Raw genomic sequence first — 23,056 nt, 5'->3', positions numbered from 1 at the left:
TGGATACAGAAGGAAAAGCTCGAGAAGCTTAACCGCTTCGAGCTGTTTCCTTTTATTTTTTTCTGAAAAACAATAAATACAAACCTGCAATAACAAAAAGAATCGGCCAAAAGGCTTGCCAATTGGAAACGCTCTTTTGAATAAAAGATGTCAAAGCGGAAGGAAAATAGTAAAGGAAACTTCCGATCAAAAGAAGGATAAATCCTTGTGCAAACCCGCTTTTTGCTTGAGCAGACCGAATAATGAAAGCAAGGGCAATGATCCAGATCATTGCGGTTAAATCATCAGGCCAGAACGGGAATGATTTTCCCCATAAAAAATGGATGCCAAGGCCAAGCAGCAGAACGGCAGGAACGATTGCTTGGTCATCCTTTTCCGCTTTTGCCTGAACCATAAAGGCGATGCCAAACATGATGAAAAAGAAAGGCAAAGTGTTCATGTTCATATTGAAAAAGAGATCGAAATTTTTCAACAAGAAATAAAGCCCGATCTCCAGCATAATCATAGCAACAAACGTCCAACGCACTTAACGATCACCTCTGTTTTGATGACTTGATTCCGGCTCTCTTTTTTGATAATATTTTTAATGTAATAATTAATATAATTTATATCTGTTTCTTACTTTATCATCATATCATACAGTTTCATATACTGTTCACATTTTTTTGTCGATATTTTGTTATAATAAAGTCAGTATGTATTTGCTTTTGGGGGGTCGGAGATGCATATTTTAGCTGTTGGGTTAAATTATAAAACAGCCCCTGTTGAAATTCGCGAAAGGTTGAGTTTTAGCAGCAATGATTTAGCTTCTGCAATGAAACGGTTGAAGAATGAAAAAAGCATTTTGGAAAACGTGATCGTTTCCACCTGCAACCGGACAGAAATCTATGCAGTTGTTGATCAGCTTCATACAGGGCGTTATTATATAAAAGCATTTTTAGCTGAATGGTTCAATATGGACATTGAGGAGTTCGATTCGTATCTAAAATACTTTGAAAATGAACAGGCTGTCCAGCACTTGTTTCGGGTGGCATGCGGCCTGGATTCTATGATTTTAGGCGAAACGCAAATTTTAGGACAAGTCCGTTCAAGCTTTTTATTAGCTCAAGAACATAACACGATCGGAACGATTTTTAATCAACTGTTTAAACAGGCAGTAACATTGGCTAAAGAAGCCCATTCGGAAACGGAAATCGGTTCAAATGCTGTTTCCGTCAGCTATGCTGCCGTAGAATTGGCAAAAAAAATTTTCGGCGACCTATCGAGCAAGCATGTGCTTATTTTAGGCGCAGGAAAAATGGGAGAGCTTGCCGTACAAAATTTACATGGCAGCGGAGTCAAACAAATTACGGTTATGAACCGTACATTTGAAAAAGCGAATGAATTGGCGAAGCGTTTTTCCGGACAAGCAAAAATGATGTCTGAGCTTCAGTGTGCGCTTATTGAGGCAGATATTTTAATTAGTTCAACAGGTGCAAAGAGTTTTGTGATTTCGAAAGACATGATGTTAGATGTTGAAAAGTTAAGAAAAGGCCGCCCGTTTCTGATGGTGGATATTGCGGTTCCACGCGATTTAGATCCTGCATTGAGTGAAATAGACAGCATTTTTTTATATGACATCGATGATTTGGAAGGAATTGTCGAAGCGAATTTGCAGGAAAGAAAAGAAGCGGCTGAACAAATTGAAATCATGATCGAGCGAGAGGTCTTGGAGTTTTCGAAATGGCTGAATACATTAGGGGTTGTTCCGGTTATTGCTGCATTGAGGGAAAAAGCTCTTCTTATCCAATCGGAAACAATGAAAAGTATTGAACGGAAGCTGCCGAATTTGACAGAACGCGAAAGAAAAATATTAAATAAACATACGAAAAGCATTGTCAATCAAATGTTGAGAGATCCGATTTTAAAAGTGAAAGAGCTGGCTGCTCTTCCAAATGGCGAACAATCTTTGGAATTATTTAAAGAGATTTTTAATTTAGATTTAGATGAAGAATTAATAGAACAAACTCCTTCCGTTCAATTAAAAACGCATTCAAAAAATGTTTCACTTGAAATGTAAGTGAAAGGAAAAACTAATATATGTTTGATTGGAATATCATTAGATTAAACGAATTGATGATTGTTTTATATGCATTGAGCGTTTTCTTATATTTTATAGATTTTTTGCATCATAACCGGAAGGCAAACAAAATAGCCTTCTGGTTACTTTCTATTGTCTGGGTTTTACAATCCTTTTTTTTATTTTCGCAAATGGCGCAAACGGGCAGATTTCCGGTTTTAAACATAGCGGAAGGTCTTTATTTTTATGCATGGGTATTGGTCACTCTTTCCCTTGTGATCAACCGGCTGCTTCGAGTCGATTTTATTGTCTTCTTTACGAATGTCATTGGTTTTATCATTATGGCCATCCGGACGTTTGCTCCTTCAGAGGCAGTATCGACTGAAGTATCCAGCAGGTTAATTTCAGAACTGTTATTGATCCATATCACGATGGCGATACTATCATACGGAGCGTTTTCGCTTTCATTTGTTTTTTCCATTCTTTATTTGATACAGCACAACTTATTAAAAAAGAAAAAATGGGGGAAAAGGCTTCATCGCATTCAAGATTTGGCAAAACTGGATTATATGACATATGTTTTAAATATGATCGGTGTACCTATATTGCTATTAGCTCTCATTTTAGGAATGATATGGGCTTATTTAAAGGTGCCAAATTTGAACTGGTATGATGCAAAAGTGATCGGTTCATTTTCTGTTTTAGGCATATACAGTTTTTATTTGTATGCCAGAGTAGTAAAAGAGTGGCAATGGAAAAGAATTGCCTTTTTAAACGTTGCCTCATTTTTAGTGCTGTTAGTTAATTTCTTTTTATTTGGAAGCTTATCGAATTTCCATTAATGCATGTGCTCAGGAGGATGTTTATGCGAAAAATTATTGTCGGGTCAAGGCGAAGTCGGTTAGCAATCGCCCAAACAAATTGGGTGATCGAGAGATTAAAAGAGCTTGGAGCCCCATTTGAATTCGAAATAAAAGAAATTGTCACAAAAGGTGATAAAATAGTTGATGTCACTCTTTCAAAAGTAGGCGGGAAAGGCCTTTTTGTAAAAGAAATTGAGCAGGCTATGCTAAACGGTGATATTGATATGGCCGTGCACAGCATGAAGGATGTGCCGTCTGTCTTGCCGAATGGCTTGACGATCGGCTGCATTCCTAAACGAGAAGATTACCGCGATGTTTTGATTTCGAAGGATTGCCAAACTTTAAGAGATTTGAAAGCTGGCGCTGTTGTTGGAACGAGCAGCTTAAGAAGGAGCGCCCAAATTTTAGCCGTCCGCCCCGATGTAACCATCCGTTGGATTCGCGGAAATATTGATACGCGTCTAAAGAAGCTGCGGGAAGGCAACGATTATGATGCAATCATTTTAGCAGCAGCAGGTCTTAAACGAATGGGCTGGAAAGACGAATTGGAAAATGCGTACTTTTTACCGCCTGATATGTGCGTTCCGGCAGTCGGTCAGGGAGCTTTGGCGATAGAATGCCGAGAAGATGATCATGAACTGCTTGCAGCTTTAAGAAAACTAAATGACGAACGGACGGAGAAAGCCGTTTTGACAGAGCGGGCTTTTTTGCATGATATGGAAGGAAGCTGTCAAGTGCCTATTGCCGGTTTAGCTCAAGTTGATGAAAATGAAGAAATTGTGTTAACAGCACTTGTTGCATCTCCGAATGGAAAAACGGTATATAAAGAGACGAAAACTGGAAAAGATCCGAATTTACTTGGAAAGGATATGGCAGCACTTCTATCGTCTCAAGGCGCCAAAGAGCTGGTCGAACAAGTGAGAAAGGAGCTAAACCATGAATGAGTGCTGAAAAACCATTGAATGGTTTTAATGTGTTAGTGACGAGAGCGAACAGCCAGGCTGCCGAATTCTCAAAGAAAATTCAAGCGGCGGGAGGCTGTCCTATAGAAGTTCCGTTAATTGCAACAAGGAAAACAGAAACGGATTTCAATGCCCTCCCCGTTTTAAAACAGTTAACATCTAAAGACTGGATTGTTTTTACTAGTGCAAACGGCGTTCAATATTTTTCCGAACATGTAAAAGACTTGTCATTGGAATTAGAAGATCTGAAAAACGTCAACGTTGCTTGTGTCGGTGTAAAGACAAAAAAAGCTGCGGAGAAAATAGGATGGAAGGTTTCTTTATGTCCTGAAGAGTTTCGTGCCGAAAGCTTAGCGGAAGAATTAATCGATCATGTTCGGCAAGACAGCAAAATAGTAATTGCCCGCGGGAATTTGGCACGCACTTATTTACGTGAAGTATTAACAGAAAAAAAGATTTTTTTCTTTGATTTTGTTGTTTATGAAACAATACAATTGTTGGAAAATGAAAAAGAAGTGTTGCATTTGCTTGAAAATAAAACGATTGATTTTATTACGCTGACGAGTTCTTCCACAGCTTCTGCATTTATGCAAATTGTCAAAAGAAACGGGCTGGAAAACAGGGTTCGGGATATTGTGTTTGTTTGCATCGGACCGATAACAAGAGATAAATTACTGTCTTATAAAATAAAGTGTACTTGCATTATGCCAGAAAAATATACAATTGATGGAATGCTGGAAAAAATGTGTGCATACGCAGAAAAAAGGGAGGAATAGATCATGCTGAATTTTGCACGGCATAGACGATTGCGGCATACAGCTAATCTGCGGGCTATGGTCAGGGAAACCCGCCTTCATAAAGAAGATTTAATATATCCGATTTTTGTTGTCGAAGGGGAAAATCAAAAAAATCCAGTGCAATCGATGCCGGGAGTTTTTCAAGTTTCATTGGACCGGTTAAATGAAGAAATTGAAGAAGTTGTCAAGCTGGGAATTAAATCAGTTATTTTATTCGGCATTCCTCATGAAAAGGATGAAGTCGGTTCAGGAGCATACCATGATCACGGCATCGTGCAGCGGGCTATCGCTCAAATTAAACAGCAGCATTCTGATCTTGTCGTTATCGCAGATACTTGTCTATGCGAATATACTGATCACGGTCATTGCGGAGTTGTGGAAAACGGGCAAATTGTAAATGATGCTTCGTTAAAATTATTAGCCAAAACAGCTGTCAGCCAGGCAAAAGCCGGGGCGGATATAATTGCTCCATCCAATATGATGGACGGATTTGTCGCAGCCATTCGGGAAGCGCTTGATGAAGAAGGATTTGTTCATATTCCAATTATGTCATATGCGGTCAAATATGCCAGTGCTTTTTACGGACCGTTCCGGGAAGCAGCTGAAAGCACGCCGAAATTCGGTGATCGGAAGACGTACCAGATGGATCCGGCTAACAGGCTGGAGGCATTAAGGGAAGCAGAAGCAGATGTTGAACAAGGATGCGATTTTTTAATTGTGAAACCGGCGCTTTCTTATTTAGACATTGTCCGTGATGTTAAAAATCATTTTAACCTTCCTGTCGTTGCTTATAATGTAAGCGGCGAGTACTCAATGATTAAAGCGGCAGCTGAAAATGGATGGATTGATGAAAAAGGCACTGTCCTTGAAATGCTTACAAGCATGAAAAGAGCCGGCGCGGATTTAATGATTACGTACCATGCAAAAGATGTTGCCCGTTGGTTAGATGAACAGTCTGATTATTGAAAAGGGGGCTCATTTCATGAAATATGAACGTTCGAAAAAAGCATTTGAAAAAGCGAAGACATTGATGCCCGGCGGGGTCAACAGCCCTGTGCGCGCGTTTAAATCCGTTCAAATGAATCCGATCTTTATTGAGCGCGGAAAAGGTTCTAAAGTGTATGACATTGATGGCAACGAATATATTGATTATGTTCTTTCATGGGGACCGTTAATTTTAGGACATGCCAATGACAAAGTTGTTGAAGCATTAAAGAAAATAGCGGAGCAAGGAACGAGCTTTGGGGCGCCGACCTTGATTGAAAATAAGCTGGCGGAGCTTGTTGTGGAGAGGGTTCCTTCCGTTGAAATTGTGCGGATGGTGAACTCTGGTACGGAAGCGACAATGAGCGCATTGCGCCTTGCCCGCGGATATACGGGAAGAAATAAAATTTTAAAATTTGAAGGATGTTATCATGGCCATGGAGATTCGCTGCTCATTAAGGCTGGATCAGGAGTGGCCACATTAGGGCTTCCGGATAGTCCAGGGGTGCCGGAAGGAATTGCCCAGCATACGATTACTGTTCCATATAATGATTTAGAGAGCGTCCGCTTTGCTTTTGAAAAATTTGGCGAAGACATAGCTGCCGTGATCGTCGAGCCAGTAGCCGGAAATATGGGTGTTGTACCGCCTAAAGAAGGCTTTTTAGAAGGCTTGCGCGAGATCACCAAACAATACGAATCGCTTCTGATTTTTGACGAAGTGATGACCGGTTTTCGCGTTGACTATCATTGCGCCCAAGGGTACTTTGGAGTGACTCCGGATTTGACATGTTTAGGAAAAGTCATTGGAGGAGGACTTCCAGTCGGAGCCTATGGCGGACGGGCGGACATCATGGAAAAAATCGCTCCTGTCGGTCCTATTTATCAAGCGGGGACACTTTCAGGAAATCCGCTTGCGATGACAGCCGGATATGAAACACTCATTCAGCTTACACCAGACACATATAAAGAATTTAAAAGAAAAGCGGATAAATTAGAGGAAGGATTGCGCAAAGCTGCTCAAAAATATGAAATCCCTCATACAATTAATAGAGCGGGATCAATGATCGGATTTTTCTTTACAAATGAAGATGTTGTCAATTACGAAAAAGCAAAAACATCAAACCTTGATTTTTTTGCAAAGTATTATCGTGTTATGGCGGATGAAGGCATTTACTTGCCTCCTTCCCAATTTGAAGGAATGTTTCTGTCAACAGAGCATTCGGATGAAGATATTGAAAAAACAATAGAAGCATGTGAAAAAGCTTTTTCGGTTTTGAGATAACGAGCTAAAAGGACTAGCTTCTGATTGAAGCTGGTCCTTTTATTTTTGTTTCCCGTGCATATTTTGTCATCCTCCTTCATACATCTTTAATGGCACGATAAATTAGATTGATTGGAGAAAGGAGGAAGTCCGCATGTCCATTGAAGAAACGTCCGTTTTACGATTTTCGGTAGAGGAATCGGTCTTGTTTCGCCATCATTTTCAACCTTCTGAACTATTGTCCATTTCACTGGAACCTGACATCTCAATTGAAGAACATGATGGATATGTAACGATAAAAGGTGCTCTAGAGCTTTCCGGAGAATACAAATTCGATGGAGAGGAGCAACAGAATGATAAACTTCTTCAAACCTCCTCCATCGCCCGTTATATACAAAATGTAGAAGCGAGAAATGACGGTGTAATGGAATTTAGACACGAGCTTCCGGTCGATATTACAATACCGAAAAAAAGAATTGCCAATTTAGAAGAGGTGTTTGTGGCGATTGAATCATTTGATTATGATTTTCCGGAAGCAAATGGTTTAAAGCTTATAGCTGATCTATCCATTTACGGAATTCGAGAAGAGCAGGCGGAAGAAACTGCTGCAAATGAAGTGGACGAGATCATAGATGCTGAAGCGGAAATCTCATCCGATCGACAGTCTGATGAAAGGGAAGAAGATGAAACCGAATCAACGCTCAAAGAAAATCGTTTCAATGATGAACCAATCAACAAAGCGGAAAATATTGAAAAAGATAATGAACAGAAAAGTCTTAATGAATATTTCGAATTCGATACAGCCGAACGCGATCAAAATGAGCAAATCGAACATGATCGTGATGCTGTTCAAAAGGATGACAATGAAGAGACGGCAGACATTGTTTTTATGATGCCATTAAAGAGAGAAGAAGAAACGGAAACGGATTACGATACATTCACTGTTGAAGCGAAGAAAAATCAAGTCAGTTTGGAAGAGAAAGGCCGCATTGAAGAAGAAAAGCCAGTGATCAATAAAATTTCCAATTATGTCGAAAAAGACGATGAAGAAAAAGAATCTGTAAGGAAAAATGATAACACCTTATATTTAACAAAATTGTTTACGAAAAATGAGGAAGAAGAATTTTCTAAATTAAGAATGTACATTGTCCAGCAGGGAGACTCGCTCGAAAATATTTGCGAACGCTACAACATTACGCTCCAGCAGCTCAATCGAGTAAATCAATTTCACCATGATAAAGAGATTAGTGAAGGAGACATTTTATATATCCCGGTTCTTGAAACACAACAAACGTAATTTTTGCAAGCGGCTTGAGTGGGATCAAACCAGCTCAAGCTTTTCTTTATTTTCTTTAAAGGCGTGTGGGAAGATGAGCGATGATCTGAAAACGGCCATGAGGATTTTGCAGCATTATCCAATCAAACCGATTTATTTAGAGAAAAAAACAAAAAATGTCTTGAAAATTCATTGTGAAAAAAGAACCTATGCTTTAAAACGAACAACGATTAAAAAGCAAAGAAACATTCTAAAATTATATTCAATTTTTCACGACTTTCCATCTTTAGGAATCGTGCCGATTTATAGGACAACGAACGGAAATGTGTTTGTTAATGACTCAACGCAATCGTTTTATGTAATGCCTTGGATGGAAGGTTCAATCGTTGATGAAAAAAATGCCTCAATCCTTTTTTACCACTTAGCGAAACTCCATAAAAAAACAAAACAGGAAATCAACATACCTCTAGTTCAGCTCGAAAATGTGTATCAACAGATTCAGAACAAGTGGAAGAGAAATTTCAACCTGCTGGAAGCATTTATGGAACAAATCGAAAAAAAATGGTATATGTCGCCTTTTGAATTGGCGGTCTTCAGTTATTATTTTGAAACGAGGCAAGCCATCTTATTTGCAGAAGCAAAGCTTGATGAGTGGTATAACGAAATAAAGCAATCCCCTCACATGCGAATTGCACTGAACAAAGTAAATGTCTCCTTATCTCATTTTCTGTTAGATCCAAAAGGGAAAATTTATTTTATTAATATGGAAGATGCAGCATTTGCTACTCCAATTTACGACCTTTTCTTAATGTTTATGAACCTCTCCGAAGCGGAACCAACCGTTAGTGATCAAAATGTGCAATATATATCAGATTACGAAAAAGTGCTTCCTTTAACAAAAACTGAGAGATTGCTGTTGGTAAGCTATTTATCCTATCCAGCTAAATTAGTAAAGCTTGTCCGGCAATATCAAAAAAAGAAAAGCGAAAAGGGAGAATTAGAATATTGCAAACAGCTGTTAAGAGCATATTGGCAAATGAAAAATACCGGGTACATTGCTTTAAAATGGAATGAAAAACTAGAAAACGATTCATTGGCATCAGAATGAATGGGGGATCTGGCAGCTTTAACCCCGTTCCATATACAACGCGGCTGCTAGAAATAGTAAAATGGCTAATAAAATAATATCAAACATAGTTGGTAAAAGGATTGTTCGAATTCCCTGAAAAATCATTAAAGGAACGATGAACTGTTCAAGAGTAGATCGGAATTGTTTAATAAACGATTGAATATAGTATGGTTTTATTTTTTTTCTCATGTTGATCACCTTCAACTTTGTTAATTTATATTATGAAATAAAGAACATTTTGTGATTTTTGTTTAAAGGTTAAGGAAGATGGGGAAAATATTGACGAAAAAAACAATTTTTTAGTACTATTAAATATAGAAATTTATATAGTTTGTGAAAATGTGTTGAAGGGGAGTAGTACAACGAACGACTCCTTCCAGAGAGGGAAATCGCAAGCTGGAAGATTTCCTAGGAGATCCCGTTGGAAAGTCGCCCTGGAGCAGCTTCCTTGAAAGCTTTTAGTAAAGGGAGCCGGCATTAGCCGTTACCTGAAAGAAGTGCACAGACGTATCTGTGAAAAAAGGTGGTACCGCGAAAACATCTCCTTTCGTCCTTTTAGGATGGAAGGAGTTTTTATATTTTAGAATGAAAATAAGGAGGTTTTCATAAATATGTCGAATTCAGAAATCACTCTTTCCCCAAAATACGATCCGAAAACGGTTGAAGAGGATCGGTATGCATTTTGGCTCGAGGGAAAATTTTTTGAAGCAAAAGATGATGAGGGGAAAACTCCTTTCACGATCGTTATTCCTCCGCCAAACGTCACCGGTAAGCTTCACCTTGGACATGCATGGGATACAACTCTTCAAGATATTATTACCCGAATGAAGCGAATGCAAGGGTACGATGTTTTGTGGCTGCCAGGGATGGATCATGCGGGAATCGCCACACAAGCCAAGGTGGAAGCAAAACTGCGCGAAGAAGGGAAAAGTCGGTATGATCTCGGGCGGGAAAAATTTGTAGAAGAAACATGGAAATGGAAGGAAGAATATGCAGACCATATTCGCAAACAATGGGCAAAATTAGGCCTAGGTCTTGACTACACAAGAGAGAGGTTCACCCTTGATGAAGGTCTTTCAAAAGCTGTAAGAGAGGTTTTTGTATCGCTTTATAAAAAAGGTCTTATTTACCGAGGAGAGTACATTATTAACTGGGATCCGGTGACAAAAACAGCCCTTTCCGATATCGAAGCCATTTATAAAGAAGTGAAAGGGGCACTTTATCATTTAAAATATCCGCTGGCTGATGGATCCGGATATATTGAAGTCGCGACCACTCGCCCGGAAACGATGCTTGGGGATACAGCAGTGGCAGTTCATCCTGATGATGATAGGTATAAGCATTTAATCGGAAAAACAGTGAAGCTGCCAATAACAGGACGGGAAATTCCGATCGTCGCAGATGAATATGTCGATATGGAATTCGGTTCAGGAGCAGTAAAAATAACTCCTGCACACGATCCGAACGACTTTGAAATCGGAAACCGCCACAATTTAGAAAGAATATTAGTCATGAATGAAGACGGGACAATGAATGAAAAAGCGGGAAAATATGAAGGAATGGATCGCTTTGAATGCCGGAAGCAGTTGGTGAAAGACCTGCAGGAGGAAGGAATTTTATTTAAAATTGAAGAGCATATCCATTCCGTAGGCCATAGTGAACGAAGCGGAGCAGTTATCGAGCCGTATTTATCAACTCAATGGTTTGTGAAAATGAAGCCTTTGGCCGAAGCTGCTTTGAACCTTCAGAAAACAGAAGGGAAAGTTCATTTTATTCCTGAACGATTTGAAAAAACGTATTTGCATTGGCTGGAAAACATTCGCGACTGGTGTATTTCCCGTCAGTTATGGTGGGGACATCGCATTCCAGCTTGGTATCATAAGGAAACAGGCGAAGTTTATGTTGATCATGAGCCGCCTAAAGATATTGAAAATTGGGAGCAGGATCCAGATGTGTTAGATACATGGTTCAGCTCTGCTTTATGGCCGTTTTCAACAATGGGCTGGCCTGATAAAGAGGCAAAAGATTATAAACGCTATTATCCGACAGATGTCCTTGTTACCGGGTATGACATTATTTTCTTTTGGGTTTCGCGGATGATTTTCCAAGGATTGGAGTTTACTGGGAAAAGACCGTTTAAAGATGTTTTGATTCATGGACTTGTGCGCGATTCAGAAGGAAGAAAAATGAGCAAATCATTAGGCAATGGCGTCGATCCGATGGATGTTATTGACAAATACGGTGCGGACTCTTTGCGCTACTTTTTAGCTACCGGCTCAAGTCCAGGACAGGATTTAAGATTCAGCTTTGAAAAAGTAGAAGCCGTGTGGAATTTTGCCAATAAAATATGGAACGCCTCCCGCTTTGTACTGATGAATTTGAACGGTTTAACATATGAAGAAATTGATTTAAACGGAAAAAAATCAGTGGTAGATAAATGGATTCTCACACGGTTAAATGAAACGATTGAGCTTGTCACAAGACTTGCGGAAAAATATGAATTTGGCGAAGCCGGTCGGGTGCTGTACAATTTTATTTGGGATGATTTTTGCGACTGGTATATTGAAATGGCAAAGATTCCGCTGTACGGAAATGATGAGGAAGCGAAAAAGACAACTCGTTCCATTTTGGCATATGTGTTAGATCAAACATTGCGACTCCTTCATCCTTTTATGCCGTTTATAACAGAAGAAATTTGGCAGCACCTTCCACATCAGGGAGAATCGATTACAATTGCTTCATGGCCGGTTGTACGTCAGGAGCTTTCTGATGAAAAAGCTGCAAACGAAATGAAGCTTCTAGTTGATGTGATTCGCTCAGTCCGTAATATTCGCGCTGAAGTGAACACGCCGATGAAGAAGCAGGTGGATATGATCATTCATGCTCATAGTGAAGAAGTTAAAAACCAGTTGGAGAAAAACCGCAGCTATTTAGAGAGATTTTGCAATCCTAGCTCATTAACAATTGATACAAACATTGAAGCTCCTGACAAGGCTATGACAGCTGTTGTGAGCGGGGCAGAAGTATTTCTTCCTCTTGAAGGACTCATTAATGTGGAAGAAGAAATCAAACGGCTTGAAAAAGAATTAGAGAAATGGAATAAAGAAGTCGAGCGCGTTCAGAAAAAGCTTGCCAATGAAGGATTTATTAAAAAAGCACCGAAAGAAGTCGTAGAAGAAGAGCGGGCAAAAGAAAAGGACTATTTAGAAAAACAGCAGGCGGTGTTAAAACGACTTCAGGAGCTGAAAGGCTAAAACAAATCCGGGTATGCCCCGGATTTTCTTCCATCAAAACGTTTATGATACATCCGGCCATTCAAATTCATTGAAAATGTTCGAGAGTTCAAGGAGGGGAATTTATATGTTTCAAACATATGAAGAAGCACTCAAGTGGATACATTCCCGCCTAACCTTTGGAATAAAGCCTGGTCTCCAGCGAATGGAATGGATGATGGAAAAGCTTGATCATCCGGAAAGAAGATGCCGCTTCATTCATGTAGCCGGAACAAACGGGAAAGGATCAACGATTGCTTTTATGCAAGAGGTGTTAAAAGCCGCTGAATATAAAGTAGGTGCTTTCACCTCGCCTTATTTGGAATCATTCAATGAACGAATTACGATAGATGGCAATCCCATTTCTGAAGAGGAAATATTGCAGCTATCCAATGTGATCAAACCGGTTGTTGACGAGCTTGAGAAAACGGAGCTTGGAGCACCGACAGAGTTTGAAGTCATTACTGCGATGATGTTTTATTATTTTGGTAAAATCAACGTGCCGGATGTTGTTTTATTAGAAACAGGACTCGGGGGAAAATGGGATTCTACGAATATTGCGAATCCTATTCTTTCAGTGATTACAATGATTGGACATGATCATTTAAACATCCTTGGCTCAACGATAGAAGAGATTGCAGAGCAAAAGGCAGGCATTATTAAAAACGGAGTTCCTGTCATTACAGCTGTGGAACAAAAGGAAGCCCTTGATGTCATTGAGCGTGTTGCAAAAGAAAAAAAAGCAAAGCATTATTGGCTCACTAGGGATTTTCACGCAGGAGATTTTGATGAATTTTTTGTACAAACCCCCTTTAAACGATATAACAGCCTTTCATTACAGATGAAAGGAAACCATCAAGCGATCAATGCTGCACTGAGTGTCATGACGCTTGATTATTTAAGAGTTTATTATTCGTTTATCATAGAGGAGGAGCATATACAGGAAGGATTGAAGCGCACTTTTTGGAAAGGGCGGTTTGAAGAAGTAAAGGAAAAACCGAGAGTCATTTTGGACGGAGCACATAATCCGGAAGGAATGGCAGCGTTGAAAGAAACTGTACAAAAGTTTTACCCTGATAAGAAAATCATCATGTTATTTTCGTGTGTGAAGGACAAGCAATATAAAGAAATGATCGAGCAGGCTGCACAAACGGCAAATCGAATTATTTTTACAACCTTTCATTTCCCGAAAGCAGCTGATGCGAAAGAATTATACGAGGCTTGCGACATGAAGGATAAAGAGTATGAAGACAATTGGGAGCTTGCCTATGAAAAGATTATCAACACAATGGATGACGAAACGGTTCTCATTATTACAGGTTCCCTTTATTTTATCGGTGAAGTGAGAAAACATATAAAACATAGCTCATGAGTACGAGGATGTCGAAAAATAACGACAACAATTATGAACGAGGCGACAAATGTCTCGTTCTTTTTTATTTTACATATGTTAGCATAAAAAAAAGTTTGTCCAGCAAAAAAGGGCGGTGATCATTTTGGACAAGCCATCATCGAAAATAACCATTAAAATCAACGGTCAGGAAAACAATTTTTCCAACGATACGGATGTTTCTGCTGAACCAAGTGAAACTGGCAAACAATTAAAAGTATCCAGCTGGGAGGAAAAGGTGAAGGCTGAAAAAGAAATGGCAGCATCAGAGGATAAGAACGAAGAGGAGACATCTTTTCCTTGGATTTTGCCGGATGATGAGGAGGATAAGAAAGAAAACCCGAAAATAGCCTTCTCAAAGAACCATAGCAGAACGCTGCCTCCTAAAATAAAAAATTATGTGATATCGATCATATTTGCTGTTATTCTTGGACTGAGTTTTGGGGTTTTAGCCCTGCAATTTATTTCAAACGATTCAATGCCTGTATCATCTGAATTGAGGGATGTGTCAAAGTCTCCTCACAGACAGAACGTTAGCAATGCTTCAGCGCCAAGCGGTGCGGAAAACATCGTTTTTGAAGTTTATATGGTACAAGCCGGAAAATTTACAAAAAAAGAAGGGGCGGAAACCGTCAGCGGGCAGATAAAGGCTAAAGGATTGCCTTCTGTTATCGTTTCACAAGGCGGCGATCATTACGTATTCGTTGGGGCAGCGTTGGATAAAAAGACAGCAGAAGAGTTGAAAAACATGGCTGAATCACATCAAATTGAAACGTTTGTGAAAAAGATGAAATGGGAAGGAAAGGTGGAAAACGAAAAAACAAAAACGGTCGTTGAGGAGATGCTGAAGCTGTCTTCGTCTTTTGTGAATGGAACCGCCCCGGAACAAGAGAAAGTAGAGTCATTATTAAATGAGGCTGGTCAAATAAAAGACGATTCAATTTTGGCAGCAGTAAAAAAACTGCAAACAGAAAAATCGGCAAATGAACAGCTATGGAGCCTGCAGCAGTCGCTGCTAGATTTTTTTGAAAAACTTTCTTGATAACGGGAAAGCGTTTGCTCGAGCATTCGTTTTCTTTTTTTATTTTCACAAGCAGTTTTCCTTAGATAATGTAGTTTTTTCTGTAAATTGAATAAATGTTTTTATTAATGGCGATTAGATAATTCTTTTTTGAAAAATTGTTTGCAAAAGCCTTTTTTGATAACATACGGATAGTATTGGTTGAAAGGATGAAATAAAAATGGAACGCCTCATACTTGCATCAAGCTCTCCGCGAAGAAAAGAACTCCTCAAGCTGTTAGGAATACCATTTGCTGTGATTGAAAGCAATTTGGAAGAGAGGCTGGACGAAGAAGCTGAACCCGAAAAAGCCATTCAAAAACTTGCCTTTCAAAAAGCCTTTCATGTAGCCGAAAGGTATAAAGATGCATATGTCATCGGAGCAGATACGGCGGTGATCCTCGAAAATCGAATACTAGGAAAACCGAAAGACCGCCGTGACGCCTATTACATGTTAAAATCACTTTCTGGGAAAACACATACTGTTTTAACAGCAGTTTCGATTATTCATGGTGAAAAGCATACAACATTTTCTGAATCAACAAAAGTTACTTTTTGGCCGCTTTCAGACGATGAAATCCTGGAATACATTGAGACAAACGAACCGATGGACAAGGCGGGTGCTTATGGAATTCAACATTTCGGCTCATTGCTAGTGAAAAAAATTGATGGCGATTATTTTACAGTTGTCGGTCTTCCTGTTTCAAGACTGTACAGAGAATTAAAAAATTTTGGATTTCACTGGTAACAAACAAGGGGGAAAGATATGCTCGCTATTCGAGATTTTCCAGAAGAAGAAAGACCGAGGGAACGATTGATACACAACGGACCAAAAGGCCTTTCCAACCATGAACTGCTGGCAATTTTATTGAGAACAGGGACAAAGGGAGAATCAGTGCTTGAACTGGCGAATAAGCTTTTAAAAACATTCGGCGGTCTTAGAATGTTAAAAGAGGCGTCAGTTCAGGAAATTATGGGCATACCCGGCATTGGAAAAGCAAAAGCGGTGCAAATTATAGCAGCATTAGAGTTGGGAAAAAGAATTCATCAGCTCGCATACGAAGATCGGTATGTCATTCGTTCTCCGCAAGATGCCTCCAATTATGTCATGGAAGAAATGCGCTTTTTAAAACAAGAGCATTTCGTAGGTTTATATTTAAACACAAAAAACCAAGTGCTGCATAAGCAAACGATTTTCATTGGCAGTTTAAATACATCAATTGTTCACCCAAGAGAAGTCTTCAAGGAGGCATTGAAATGTTCAGCTGCATCTTTTATTTGTATCCATAATCATCCATCAGGAGATCCCTCCCCAAGCAAAGAGGATATTGAAGTCACGAGGCGCTTGTCCGAATGCGGAAAGCTGATCGGGATTGAACTTTTAGATCATATCATAATCGGAGAGCGTAAATACGTCAGTTTAAAAGAAAAGGGATATTTATAACGTTTTTTTAAAAGGTTCTATGTCAATTGTTGGGGTGCACTGGATATGAAGTGCACCTCTTTTTATGATGTGTGAAGATTAGATCTATGAAATTATTGATAAATGACTTCCAATTTTTTAAGCTTAAAAATGACATTCGCAGTTTTATGAATTTTTATCTTTGAATATCTATTGCTGATGGAGAATGGCTTGATATATAATCAATAGCATCCCTTTACTTTATTGGAAAACTTTCATATATAAGGTTCTATTTTATATTACTCATATGATGCTCCTGTCTTTTATAATGAATTGTAAGGAAGCATGTTTTCATTTAAGATTACAGACTTCTGAAGTTAAGATCCTCGTCGCACTGCTGCCTATGTGATTGTGCACTTGAATTTGTATTGATGTTCTTTTTTTGGCAACTGCATCAGACCAGCTAACTTATTATTGAAAAATAACAATTCATTTTACTCTAGTCATTCTACCTCAGTTCCAGCAACAAAGTTTTATGAAAACCACTTATATGTATAATCATTACATTTCACCCAAAATTTTGTCATTGCGAAAAAGGAGTTATTTTTACACACTTTATATGGTTAAAAAACTTATTTTCCCGAGTTATAAATGGGTGAAAAAGTATACCTTCATTTAAAATCAATCCTAACACGTATTACAGTTAATAGCTTTGGATTCTGAACTGCTAGCGCTTTTTCGGACAGATTTTTGCGCTTCTAGACACGTAATGCGAACAACCACCGTCTTGCTGAATTTGCAGGGGGACAGATGGGAGACATCAACGGTAAATAACATACTGACCAGCCTCGCAAAGCACGATAAAAAGCTGCTTGAAGCAGGGCAGTAACGTTATTACAACACATAAGTGCATGATAGAAGGAATTTCAAAAAAACATTTGCACGGCCTCGCGAGCTCCAAATGATGTCCGCATTTACAAAGGGTTTGCGACATAAGAAGAGCCAAAGTTGGAGAAAAATCTCATATTTTAGTGATTTTCAATAATAGATGAACTTGAAACTTCGGCAGAATTGTTATGTAATACTTTATTGGAGTCATTTGAATTGAAACACAATCAACTGAAAAAACCATTATTTTTTATGACATTCTAAACCATCGCTAATAAAGAGTGCAAAGGGGGGATTTGTAAACATAAAATAATATTTTTTGTATGGACTTGTAATATTTTTAAGTTATTATTCTCAATGGATAAATTAAATCAAGGTTTTCATACGGGCGGTATTTGCTGTGACATCTATTTTTCATCCTCTATTCTCCACTAGGAAAATTTTTTAGTAAAAATTTTTGAGGCGTCCAACACAATGATCAGCTTTTCATCAAGTTTCATGAAAAATACCTCGCAAATTTTTATTTTACGCAGGGTATTGATAGCACTTTTTTTTTTGAAAAATTACGTTATAATATAATTTATGGGTTTTTTCAATAATGATTAGACATTTACATGAATATAAAAACGTATTTATTTTGGAAGAAAGGGAGATACAACAGCTATGTTTGGAATTGGTACGAGAGACCTTGGAATAGATTTAGGGACAGCCAATACGTTAGTGTTTGTGAAAGGAAAAGGTATTGTAGTGCGTGAACCATCTGTTGTTGCTTTGCAAACTGATACAAAGCAAATTGTTGCAGTTGGTAATGATGCAAAAAATATGATCGGGCGTACGCCTGGAAATGTTGTAGCACTTCGACCAATGAAAGACGGAGTGATTGCTGATTATGAAACGACTGCTACGATGATGAAATACTACATAAAACAGGCAACAAAAAATGCAGGTATTTTTTCGCGAAAACCTTATGTGATGGTTTGTGTTCCTTCGGGAATAACTGCGGTTGAAGAACGTGCGGTCATTGATGCAACGAGACAAGCAGGCGCTAGAGATGCGTATACGATCGAAGAACCATTTGCGGCTGCTATTGGAGCCAACCTTCCAGTTTGGGAACCGACCGGAAGCATGGTTGTAGACATCGGCGGGGGAACAACGGAAGTTGCCATCATTTCTCTCGGCGGAATTGTGACAAGCCAATCTATACGTGTTGCCGGTGATGAAATGGATGAAGCCATCATTAACTATATCCGTAAAACCTACAACTTAATGATTGGTGATCGGACAGCGGAAGCGGTGAAGCTTGAAATCGGTTCTGCAAGCGCTCCGGAAGGTGTTGAAAACATGGAAATTCGCGGAAGAGATTTGTTAACAGGCCTTCCGAAAACGATTGAAATTACTGCGACAGAAATTTCAGAGGCATTACGCGATACTGTCTATGCGATCGTAGATGCTGTAAAAATTACTTTGGAAAAAACTCCGCCTGAACTTGCGGCGGATATTATGGATCGAGGAATTGTTTTAACGGGTGGGGGCGCCCTTCTTCGCAATTTAGACAAAGTTATAAGCGACGAAACGAAAATGCCTGTAATCATTGCGGAAAATCCTCTTGATTGTGTAGCGGTCGGAACAGGAAAAGCTCTTGAACATATCCACCTATTCAAAAATCGTACAAAAGACCACAGATAAGTTAGAGGTGTAAATCATGCCACAATTTTTTCTAAATAAACGATTAATTGTGCTCCTTGTCGGGATCATTATTTTGGTGGCATTGATTGGTTTTTCCCTAAAGGAAGACCGCAATCTTTCGTGGCAGGAGAAGTTTATTCAAGATTCGGTTGGACTAGTCCAGAAGGTATTTCATCAGCCCGCACAATATATTGCGGGCTTCTTTGAGAATTTGAATCATTTAAAAAATACATACGAAGAAAACGAGCTGCTTCGCAAACAACTGAATAATTATATTCAATTGGAGGAAAAGCTGCAGGAATTAGAACAGGAAAACAAACAATTAAAAGAAGAATTAAAATTATCTGCTGATAACGATATAAGAAAATATAAGTCGATCCAAGGGACAGTCATCGCAAGAAATCCTGATCGTTGGCATGATTATATCAAAATTGATAAAGGCGAACAGCACGGAATCAAAAAAGACATGGCGGTTATAACGGCAAAAGGATTGATCGGGAAAGTGAAAAATACTTCTGAATTTACGTCCACCGTTCAGCTTTTAAGTGCTTCCGACAGAAAAAACCGGATTTCAGCAATGGTTCATACGAATAACGGAAAGGTATTCGGCCTCATTGTCGGCTACAGTGAGCAGGAAAATGCTCTTGAAATGAACATCATTGAATCAAATGCTCAAATCAAAGAAAATCAAATTGTAGCGACTTCTGGCCTTGGCGGAGTGTTTCCTGAAGGTTTAGTGATCGGAAAAGTAAAAAAAGTCGAACTTGATTCGTACGGATTAACAAAGATAGCTTATATAACCCCATCAGCTGACTTTTATGATATAGATCGTGTCATGATCATCGAGCGGGTTCTTCCAACAGTTGATATCAATCAATTGGAAGAGGAGGAAGACTCTTGAGAACGTTTTTCCTCCCCGTAATGGTTATGTTTATTTTCGTATTGGAAAGCATCATCGTTGATCTTGTTCCGATCCCTTTTCTTTCAGATCACCAAGTGGCAGTTCCCCATCTTTTACTATTGATGATTGTCATCTTGGCGGCGTACGGCTCTCGGAAAATTGCCGTCATTTATGGAATTGTTTTCGGTTTATTGTTCGATGTTGTTTACACGCAAGTTATCGGCATATATGCTTTCTCATTTCCAACCTTGGCATATTTAGTGATGCAAGCTTTGCGGGTGCTCAATCCCAATATTTTTGTTTTAATTTTTTTAACTGAGCTTTCCGTTGCATTGCTTGAATTTTTCACATACGGTATTTATTTACTAATCGGGATGACAGCTGTTCCTCTGCAATTGTTTACAATTGATCGCCTGCTACCGACACTTGCTCTGAATTTTGTATTAGCTTGTGTGTTAATCTATCCTTTAAAGAAATTCGTTTTGGGCTTGAAAATAGGTGAACACAACGATTAAGTTTTAAAGTTTGATAGAGGAGTTTTTGTTATTGCTGTCGAAATAGATTTTTGTTGGGGTGAACTTCGTGAAAGCTCAAAGACCATATTATGTAACGATTAAAGGCACAAAGGATGGATTAACATTATATTTAGATGATTCCTGTTCGTTTCATGATATTGTGAATGAACTGGATTCGATGCTCTCCAAAAGGCAGTATGTTCAGGAAAATGAACCGATGATCAGGGTGACGATAAAGGCTGGAAATCGTTTTTTGACGGAGGAACAAGAGGAGAAAATAAAAGACGTAATAAGAAAAAAAAGAAATTTAATTGTCGATGCAATTGATTCAAATGTCATCTCAAAGGAAGAGGCGTTGAAGTGGAAAGAGGAAGCAGATGTTATCTCAGTTGCTAAAGTCGTCCGTTCTGGGCAAGTGTTGAAAATTAGAGGGGATTTGTTGCTGATAGGAGATGTCAATCCTGGCGGGACAGTCATGGCAACGGGCAATATTTTTGTCATGGGGGCTTTAAAAGGCATAGCTCATGCTGGTTTTGAAGGGAATCGAAATGCAGTGATTGCCGCCTCCTTGATGAAGCCGACACAGCTGAGGATCTCCGATATTTTAAGTAGGCCACCCGATCAGAAGGAGCCATCATTTCGAAATGATATGGAATGTGCATATATTGATGAAAATGGGACAATCATTATTGAACGGATTCAACAATTAGCTCATCTGAGACCCAATTTAACTAGGCTTGAAGGGGGAATAATGAATGGGTGAGGCAATTGTGGTCACTTCTGGCAAGGGCGGGGTCGGCAAAACAACAACTTCTGCAAATGTTGGTACAGCCCTTGCCATTATGGGAAAGAAAGTTTGTCTAGTTGATACAGATATCGGCTTGCGGAACCTCGATGTTGTCATGGGATTGGAAAACAGGATTATTTATGATTTAGTTGATGTTGTCCAAGAACGATGCAAAATTCATCAAGCTCTCGTAAAAGATAAACGCTTTAATGATTTTCTTTATTTGCTGCCTGCAGCGCAAACTAGCGATAAAACTGCCGTAACACCTGAGCAGATGAAAAATTTAATTGACCAGCTAAAACAAGATTTTGATTATATTATTATCGACTGTCCTGCCGGGATTGAACAAGGATATAAAAATGCCGTATCCGGTGCGGATCAAGCGATTGTCGTGACAACACCAGAAGTTTCCGCTGTGAGAGATGCGGATCGAATTATCGGTTTGCTGGAGAAGGAAGATATTGAGCCGCCACGATTAATTATTAATCGGATCCGAAATCATTTAATGAAAAACGGTGATATGCTGGATGTCGATGAAATTGTCAGCCATCTTTCTATTGATTTGTTGGGGATTGTAATTGATGATGATGAGGTAATAAAAGCGTCTAATAATGGTGAACCGATTGTAATGAACCCTGACAATCGTGCTTCCATTGCCTACCGCAATATTGCGAGAAGAATTTTAGGTGAAGCGGTTCCGCTTCAATCATTAGATGAGCCTGAAAAAGGTGTTATCGCAAAAATCAAAAAATTTTTTGGAGTACGTGCTTAACCTCAATCAATTTAAAAATCACACTTCCTTGAATAAGGCATTAGCTTTTTTCTTTGCACACATTAGAATCACTGCCATCACACTGATATATCTCCCACCTGCTGATCGGTTTTTTCTTCTATCTCTTGAGGTGGGAGATTTTTTGAAGGCTGTACAAAATATTTCCTCTTGAATCTTTTCCCTTTCAATATGATTCAATAATCGTCAATTTTTCTTCTGCGTTTGTCCGCTGTTTTGGTTCTGGGATTGAGTCAGGATAGCCAATATGTAGAAGGCCGACAATTTTTTCTCCTGGTTCTACTCCAACTTTTTGTCGGAAAGATGGTGAATAAATATAAGCACCTGTTTTCCATATAACGCCAATACCTTTTTCCCATGCAGCTAGTTGAAAATTTTGGATTAATGCACTTGTCGCTTTTAAATCCTCCTCCCACTGCTTTTGACGCGGATCCTCTTTCATGATTACCAATAAATGTGCTGGAATCGGCAGCAGCTTTTCTCGTAATCGATCGATATTTTTTCCATTGTTCGTTTCTTGTGCAATAGCAGCAACTAATTTTTCTTTTCCTTCATTCATAAACAGCACGAACCGCCATGGCTCTCTTAATCCATGATTAGGAGCCCAAACAGCCGTATTTAATAATTCACATATTACTTCTTTAGGGATTGGATCTTTCTTAAATTCTTTAATCGATCGACGCTCTTTAATTATATTGGCTACTTTGTATGTTTCCATTGGTATTTCTGATGCCTCCTTAATAATAATGATTTTCAATTAGAATTATTTCAAAATTGAGGCGATATGTAAATGTTTATTTCTACAGTCGTAATCGTTTACAAAGGGAAGGAGACAGGTGCGAGAAATCATTTCAAACAGCTGATACAAGAGCAATGAAAACGATCGACTTAAAAATACAGAATATTCAATTAATAAATATGAATTCTTTACATAAGAAATTATAAGTGAGAAAGTTTCGCATGGATGAACAATTGCTAAAACTAGATATAACAGCATGATGCGAAAATATGTTCATCCAGCAATTGATTCATGC

The 23,056-nt window shown here is 38.9% G+C and carries 21 protein-coding genes and 1 other annotated feature; of the genes, 18 read left to right on the top strand and 3 right to left on the bottom strand.

Features of this window, described 5'->3' with window-relative positions:
- Positions 1-52: 52 nt before the first annotated feature.
- On the bottom strand, positions 53-526 hold the full coding sequence (locus NSU19_RS14035) for a hypothetical protein (RefSeq protein WP_063387466.1): 474 nt from the start codon (positions 524-526) through the stop codon (positions 53-55).
- Between the two features lie 195 nt (positions 527-721).
- On the opposite strand from NSU19_RS14035, the gene hemA reads away from it, so the two are divergent.
- The 8 genes from hemA (at position 722) to NSU19_RS13995 (ending at position 9,310) form a co-directional block, all read left to right on the top strand.
- Positions 722-2,059, top strand: a complete 1,338-nt coding sequence (gene hemA, locus NSU19_RS14030) for a glutamyl-tRNA reductase (protein WP_094246302.1) — start codon at positions 722-724, stop codon at positions 2,057-2,059.
- A gap of 20 nt (positions 2,060-2,079) precedes the next feature.
- The gene (locus NSU19_RS14025) at positions 2,080-2,901 is read left to right on the top strand and encodes a cytochrome c biogenesis protein (RefSeq protein ID WP_063387468.1); all 822 of its coding nucleotides are present in this window, start codon (positions 2,080-2,082) and stop codon (positions 2,899-2,901) included.
- 23 nt (positions 2,902-2,924) lie between these two features.
- A complete protein-coding gene (gene hemC, locus NSU19_RS14020) occupies positions 2,925-3,866 on the top strand; it encodes a hydroxymethylbilane synthase (protein ID WP_339196972.1) in 942 nt (313 codons plus the stop codon).
- Positions 3,863-4,660 carry a uroporphyrinogen-III synthase gene (locus tag NSU19_RS14015; protein WP_339196969.1) on the top strand — a complete coding sequence of 266 codons (798 nt, stop codon included), beginning with the start codon at positions 3,863-3,865 and terminating at the stop codon, positions 4,658-4,660. Before hemC ends, NSU19_RS14015 begins: the two co-directional genes overlap by 4 nt.
- 3 nt (positions 4,661-4,663) lie before the next feature.
- The gene (gene hemB, locus NSU19_RS14010) at positions 4,664-5,647 is read left to right on the top strand and encodes a porphobilinogen synthase (protein WP_339193177.1); all 984 of its coding nucleotides are present in this window, start codon (positions 4,664-4,666) and stop codon (positions 5,645-5,647) included.
- Between the two features lie 16 nt (positions 5,648-5,663).
- Complete coding sequence (hemL, locus tag NSU19_RS14005; protein ID WP_327856497.1) at positions 5,664-6,947, top strand: glutamate-1-semialdehyde 2,1-aminomutase; 1,284 nt, start codon at positions 5,664-5,666, stop codon at positions 6,945-6,947.
- Between the two features lie 133 nt (positions 6,948-7,080).
- Positions 7,081-8,223, top strand: a complete 1,143-nt coding sequence (gene spoVID / locus NSU19_RS14000) for a stage VI sporulation protein D (protein ID WP_339196965.1) — start codon at positions 7,081-7,083, stop codon at positions 8,221-8,223.
- A gap of 73 nt (positions 8,224-8,296) precedes the next feature.
- Positions 8,297-9,310: a hypothetical protein gene (locus NSU19_RS13995; RefSeq protein WP_339196962.1), complete on the top strand. Its 1,014-nt coding sequence runs from the start codon at positions 8,297-8,299 to the stop codon at positions 9,308-9,310.
- Between the two features lie 18 nt (positions 9,311-9,328).
- Here the strand turns inward: NSU19_RS13995 and NSU19_RS13990 are convergent, their stop codons facing one another.
- Positions 9,329-9,520, bottom strand: a complete 192-nt coding sequence (locus tag NSU19_RS13990) for a hypothetical protein (RefSeq protein WP_327847811.1) — start codon at positions 9,518-9,520, stop codon at positions 9,329-9,331.
- A 146-nt stretch (positions 9,521-9,666) separates the two neighbouring features.
- Positions 9,667-9,889: a binding site (T-box leader), on the top strand.
- 53 nt (positions 9,890-9,942) lie between these two features.
- On the opposite strand from NSU19_RS13990, the gene NSU19_RS13985 reads away from it, so the two are divergent.
- The 10 genes from NSU19_RS13985 to minD all read left to right on the top strand — a co-directional run bounded on the left by NSU19_RS13985 (position 9,943) and on the right by minD (position 22,004).
- Complete coding sequence (locus NSU19_RS13985) at positions 9,943-12,585, top strand: valine--tRNA ligase (protein WP_339196960.1); 2,643 nt, start codon at positions 9,943-9,945, stop codon at positions 12,583-12,585.
- Between the two features lie 106 nt (positions 12,586-12,691).
- Positions 12,692-13,975, top strand: coding sequence for a folylpolyglutamate synthase/dihydrofolate synthase family protein (locus NSU19_RS13980; RefSeq protein ID WP_066249739.1), 1,284 nt, complete (start codon positions 12,692-12,694; stop codon positions 13,973-13,975).
- Between the two features lie 124 nt (positions 13,976-14,099).
- A complete protein-coding gene (locus tag NSU19_RS13975; RefSeq protein ID WP_339196957.1) occupies positions 14,100-15,035 on the top strand; it encodes an SPOR domain-containing protein in 936 nt (311 codons plus the stop codon).
- Between the two features lie 199 nt (positions 15,036-15,234).
- Positions 15,235-15,801, top strand: a complete 567-nt coding sequence (locus tag NSU19_RS13970; protein WP_094246292.1) for a Maf family protein — start codon at positions 15,235-15,237, stop codon at positions 15,799-15,801.
- Positions 15,802-15,819: 18 nt separating this feature from the next.
- Positions 15,820-16,497, top strand: a complete 678-nt coding sequence (gene radC / locus NSU19_RS13965; RefSeq protein WP_130156096.1) for a DNA repair protein RadC — start codon at positions 15,820-15,822, stop codon at positions 16,495-16,497.
- Between the two features lie 1,509 nt (positions 16,498-18,006).
- Entirely contained in the window at positions 18,007-19,029 is a 1,023-nt protein-coding gene (locus NSU19_RS13960; protein ID WP_063387942.1) for a rod shape-determining protein, read from the top strand.
- A 16-nt stretch (positions 19,030-19,045) separates the two neighbouring features.
- The gene (mreC, locus tag NSU19_RS13955; RefSeq protein WP_063387943.1) at positions 19,046-19,930 is read left to right on the top strand and encodes a rod shape-determining protein MreC; all 885 of its coding nucleotides are present in this window, start codon (positions 19,046-19,048) and stop codon (positions 19,928-19,930) included.
- Positions 19,927-20,445, top strand: coding sequence for a rod shape-determining protein MreD (gene mreD, locus NSU19_RS13950; protein ID WP_339196955.1), 519 nt, complete (start codon positions 19,927-19,929; stop codon positions 20,443-20,445). Before mreC ends, mreD begins: the two co-directional genes overlap by 4 nt.
- A 58-nt stretch (positions 20,446-20,503) precedes the next feature.
- Positions 20,504-21,208 (top strand): septum site-determining protein MinC, encoded by a 705-nt coding sequence (minC, locus tag NSU19_RS13945; RefSeq protein WP_082829524.1) that lies wholly within the window; start codon positions 20,504-20,506, stop codon positions 21,206-21,208.
- Positions 21,201-22,004, top strand: coding sequence for a septum site-determining protein MinD (gene minD, locus NSU19_RS13940; RefSeq protein ID WP_327856493.1), 804 nt, complete (start codon positions 21,201-21,203; stop codon positions 22,002-22,004). Before minC ends, minD begins: the two co-directional genes overlap by 8 nt.
- A gap of 184 nt (positions 22,005-22,188) precedes the next feature.
- On the opposite strand, the gene NSU19_RS13935 is transcribed toward minD, so the two are convergent.
- Positions 22,189-22,740, bottom strand: a complete 552-nt coding sequence (locus NSU19_RS13935; protein WP_339196951.1) for a nitroreductase — start codon at positions 22,738-22,740, stop codon at positions 22,189-22,191.
- Between the last annotated feature and the right edge of the window lie 316 nt (positions 22,741-23,056).

It is taken from the genome of Aeribacillus sp. FSL k6-2211 (genome assembly GCF_037966125.1).
Classification (GTDB): domain Bacteria; phylum Bacillota; class Bacilli; order Bacillales; family Aeribacillaceae; genus Aeribacillus; species Aeribacillus composti.
This window is presented reverse-complemented; position numbering and strand designations above follow the sequence as displayed.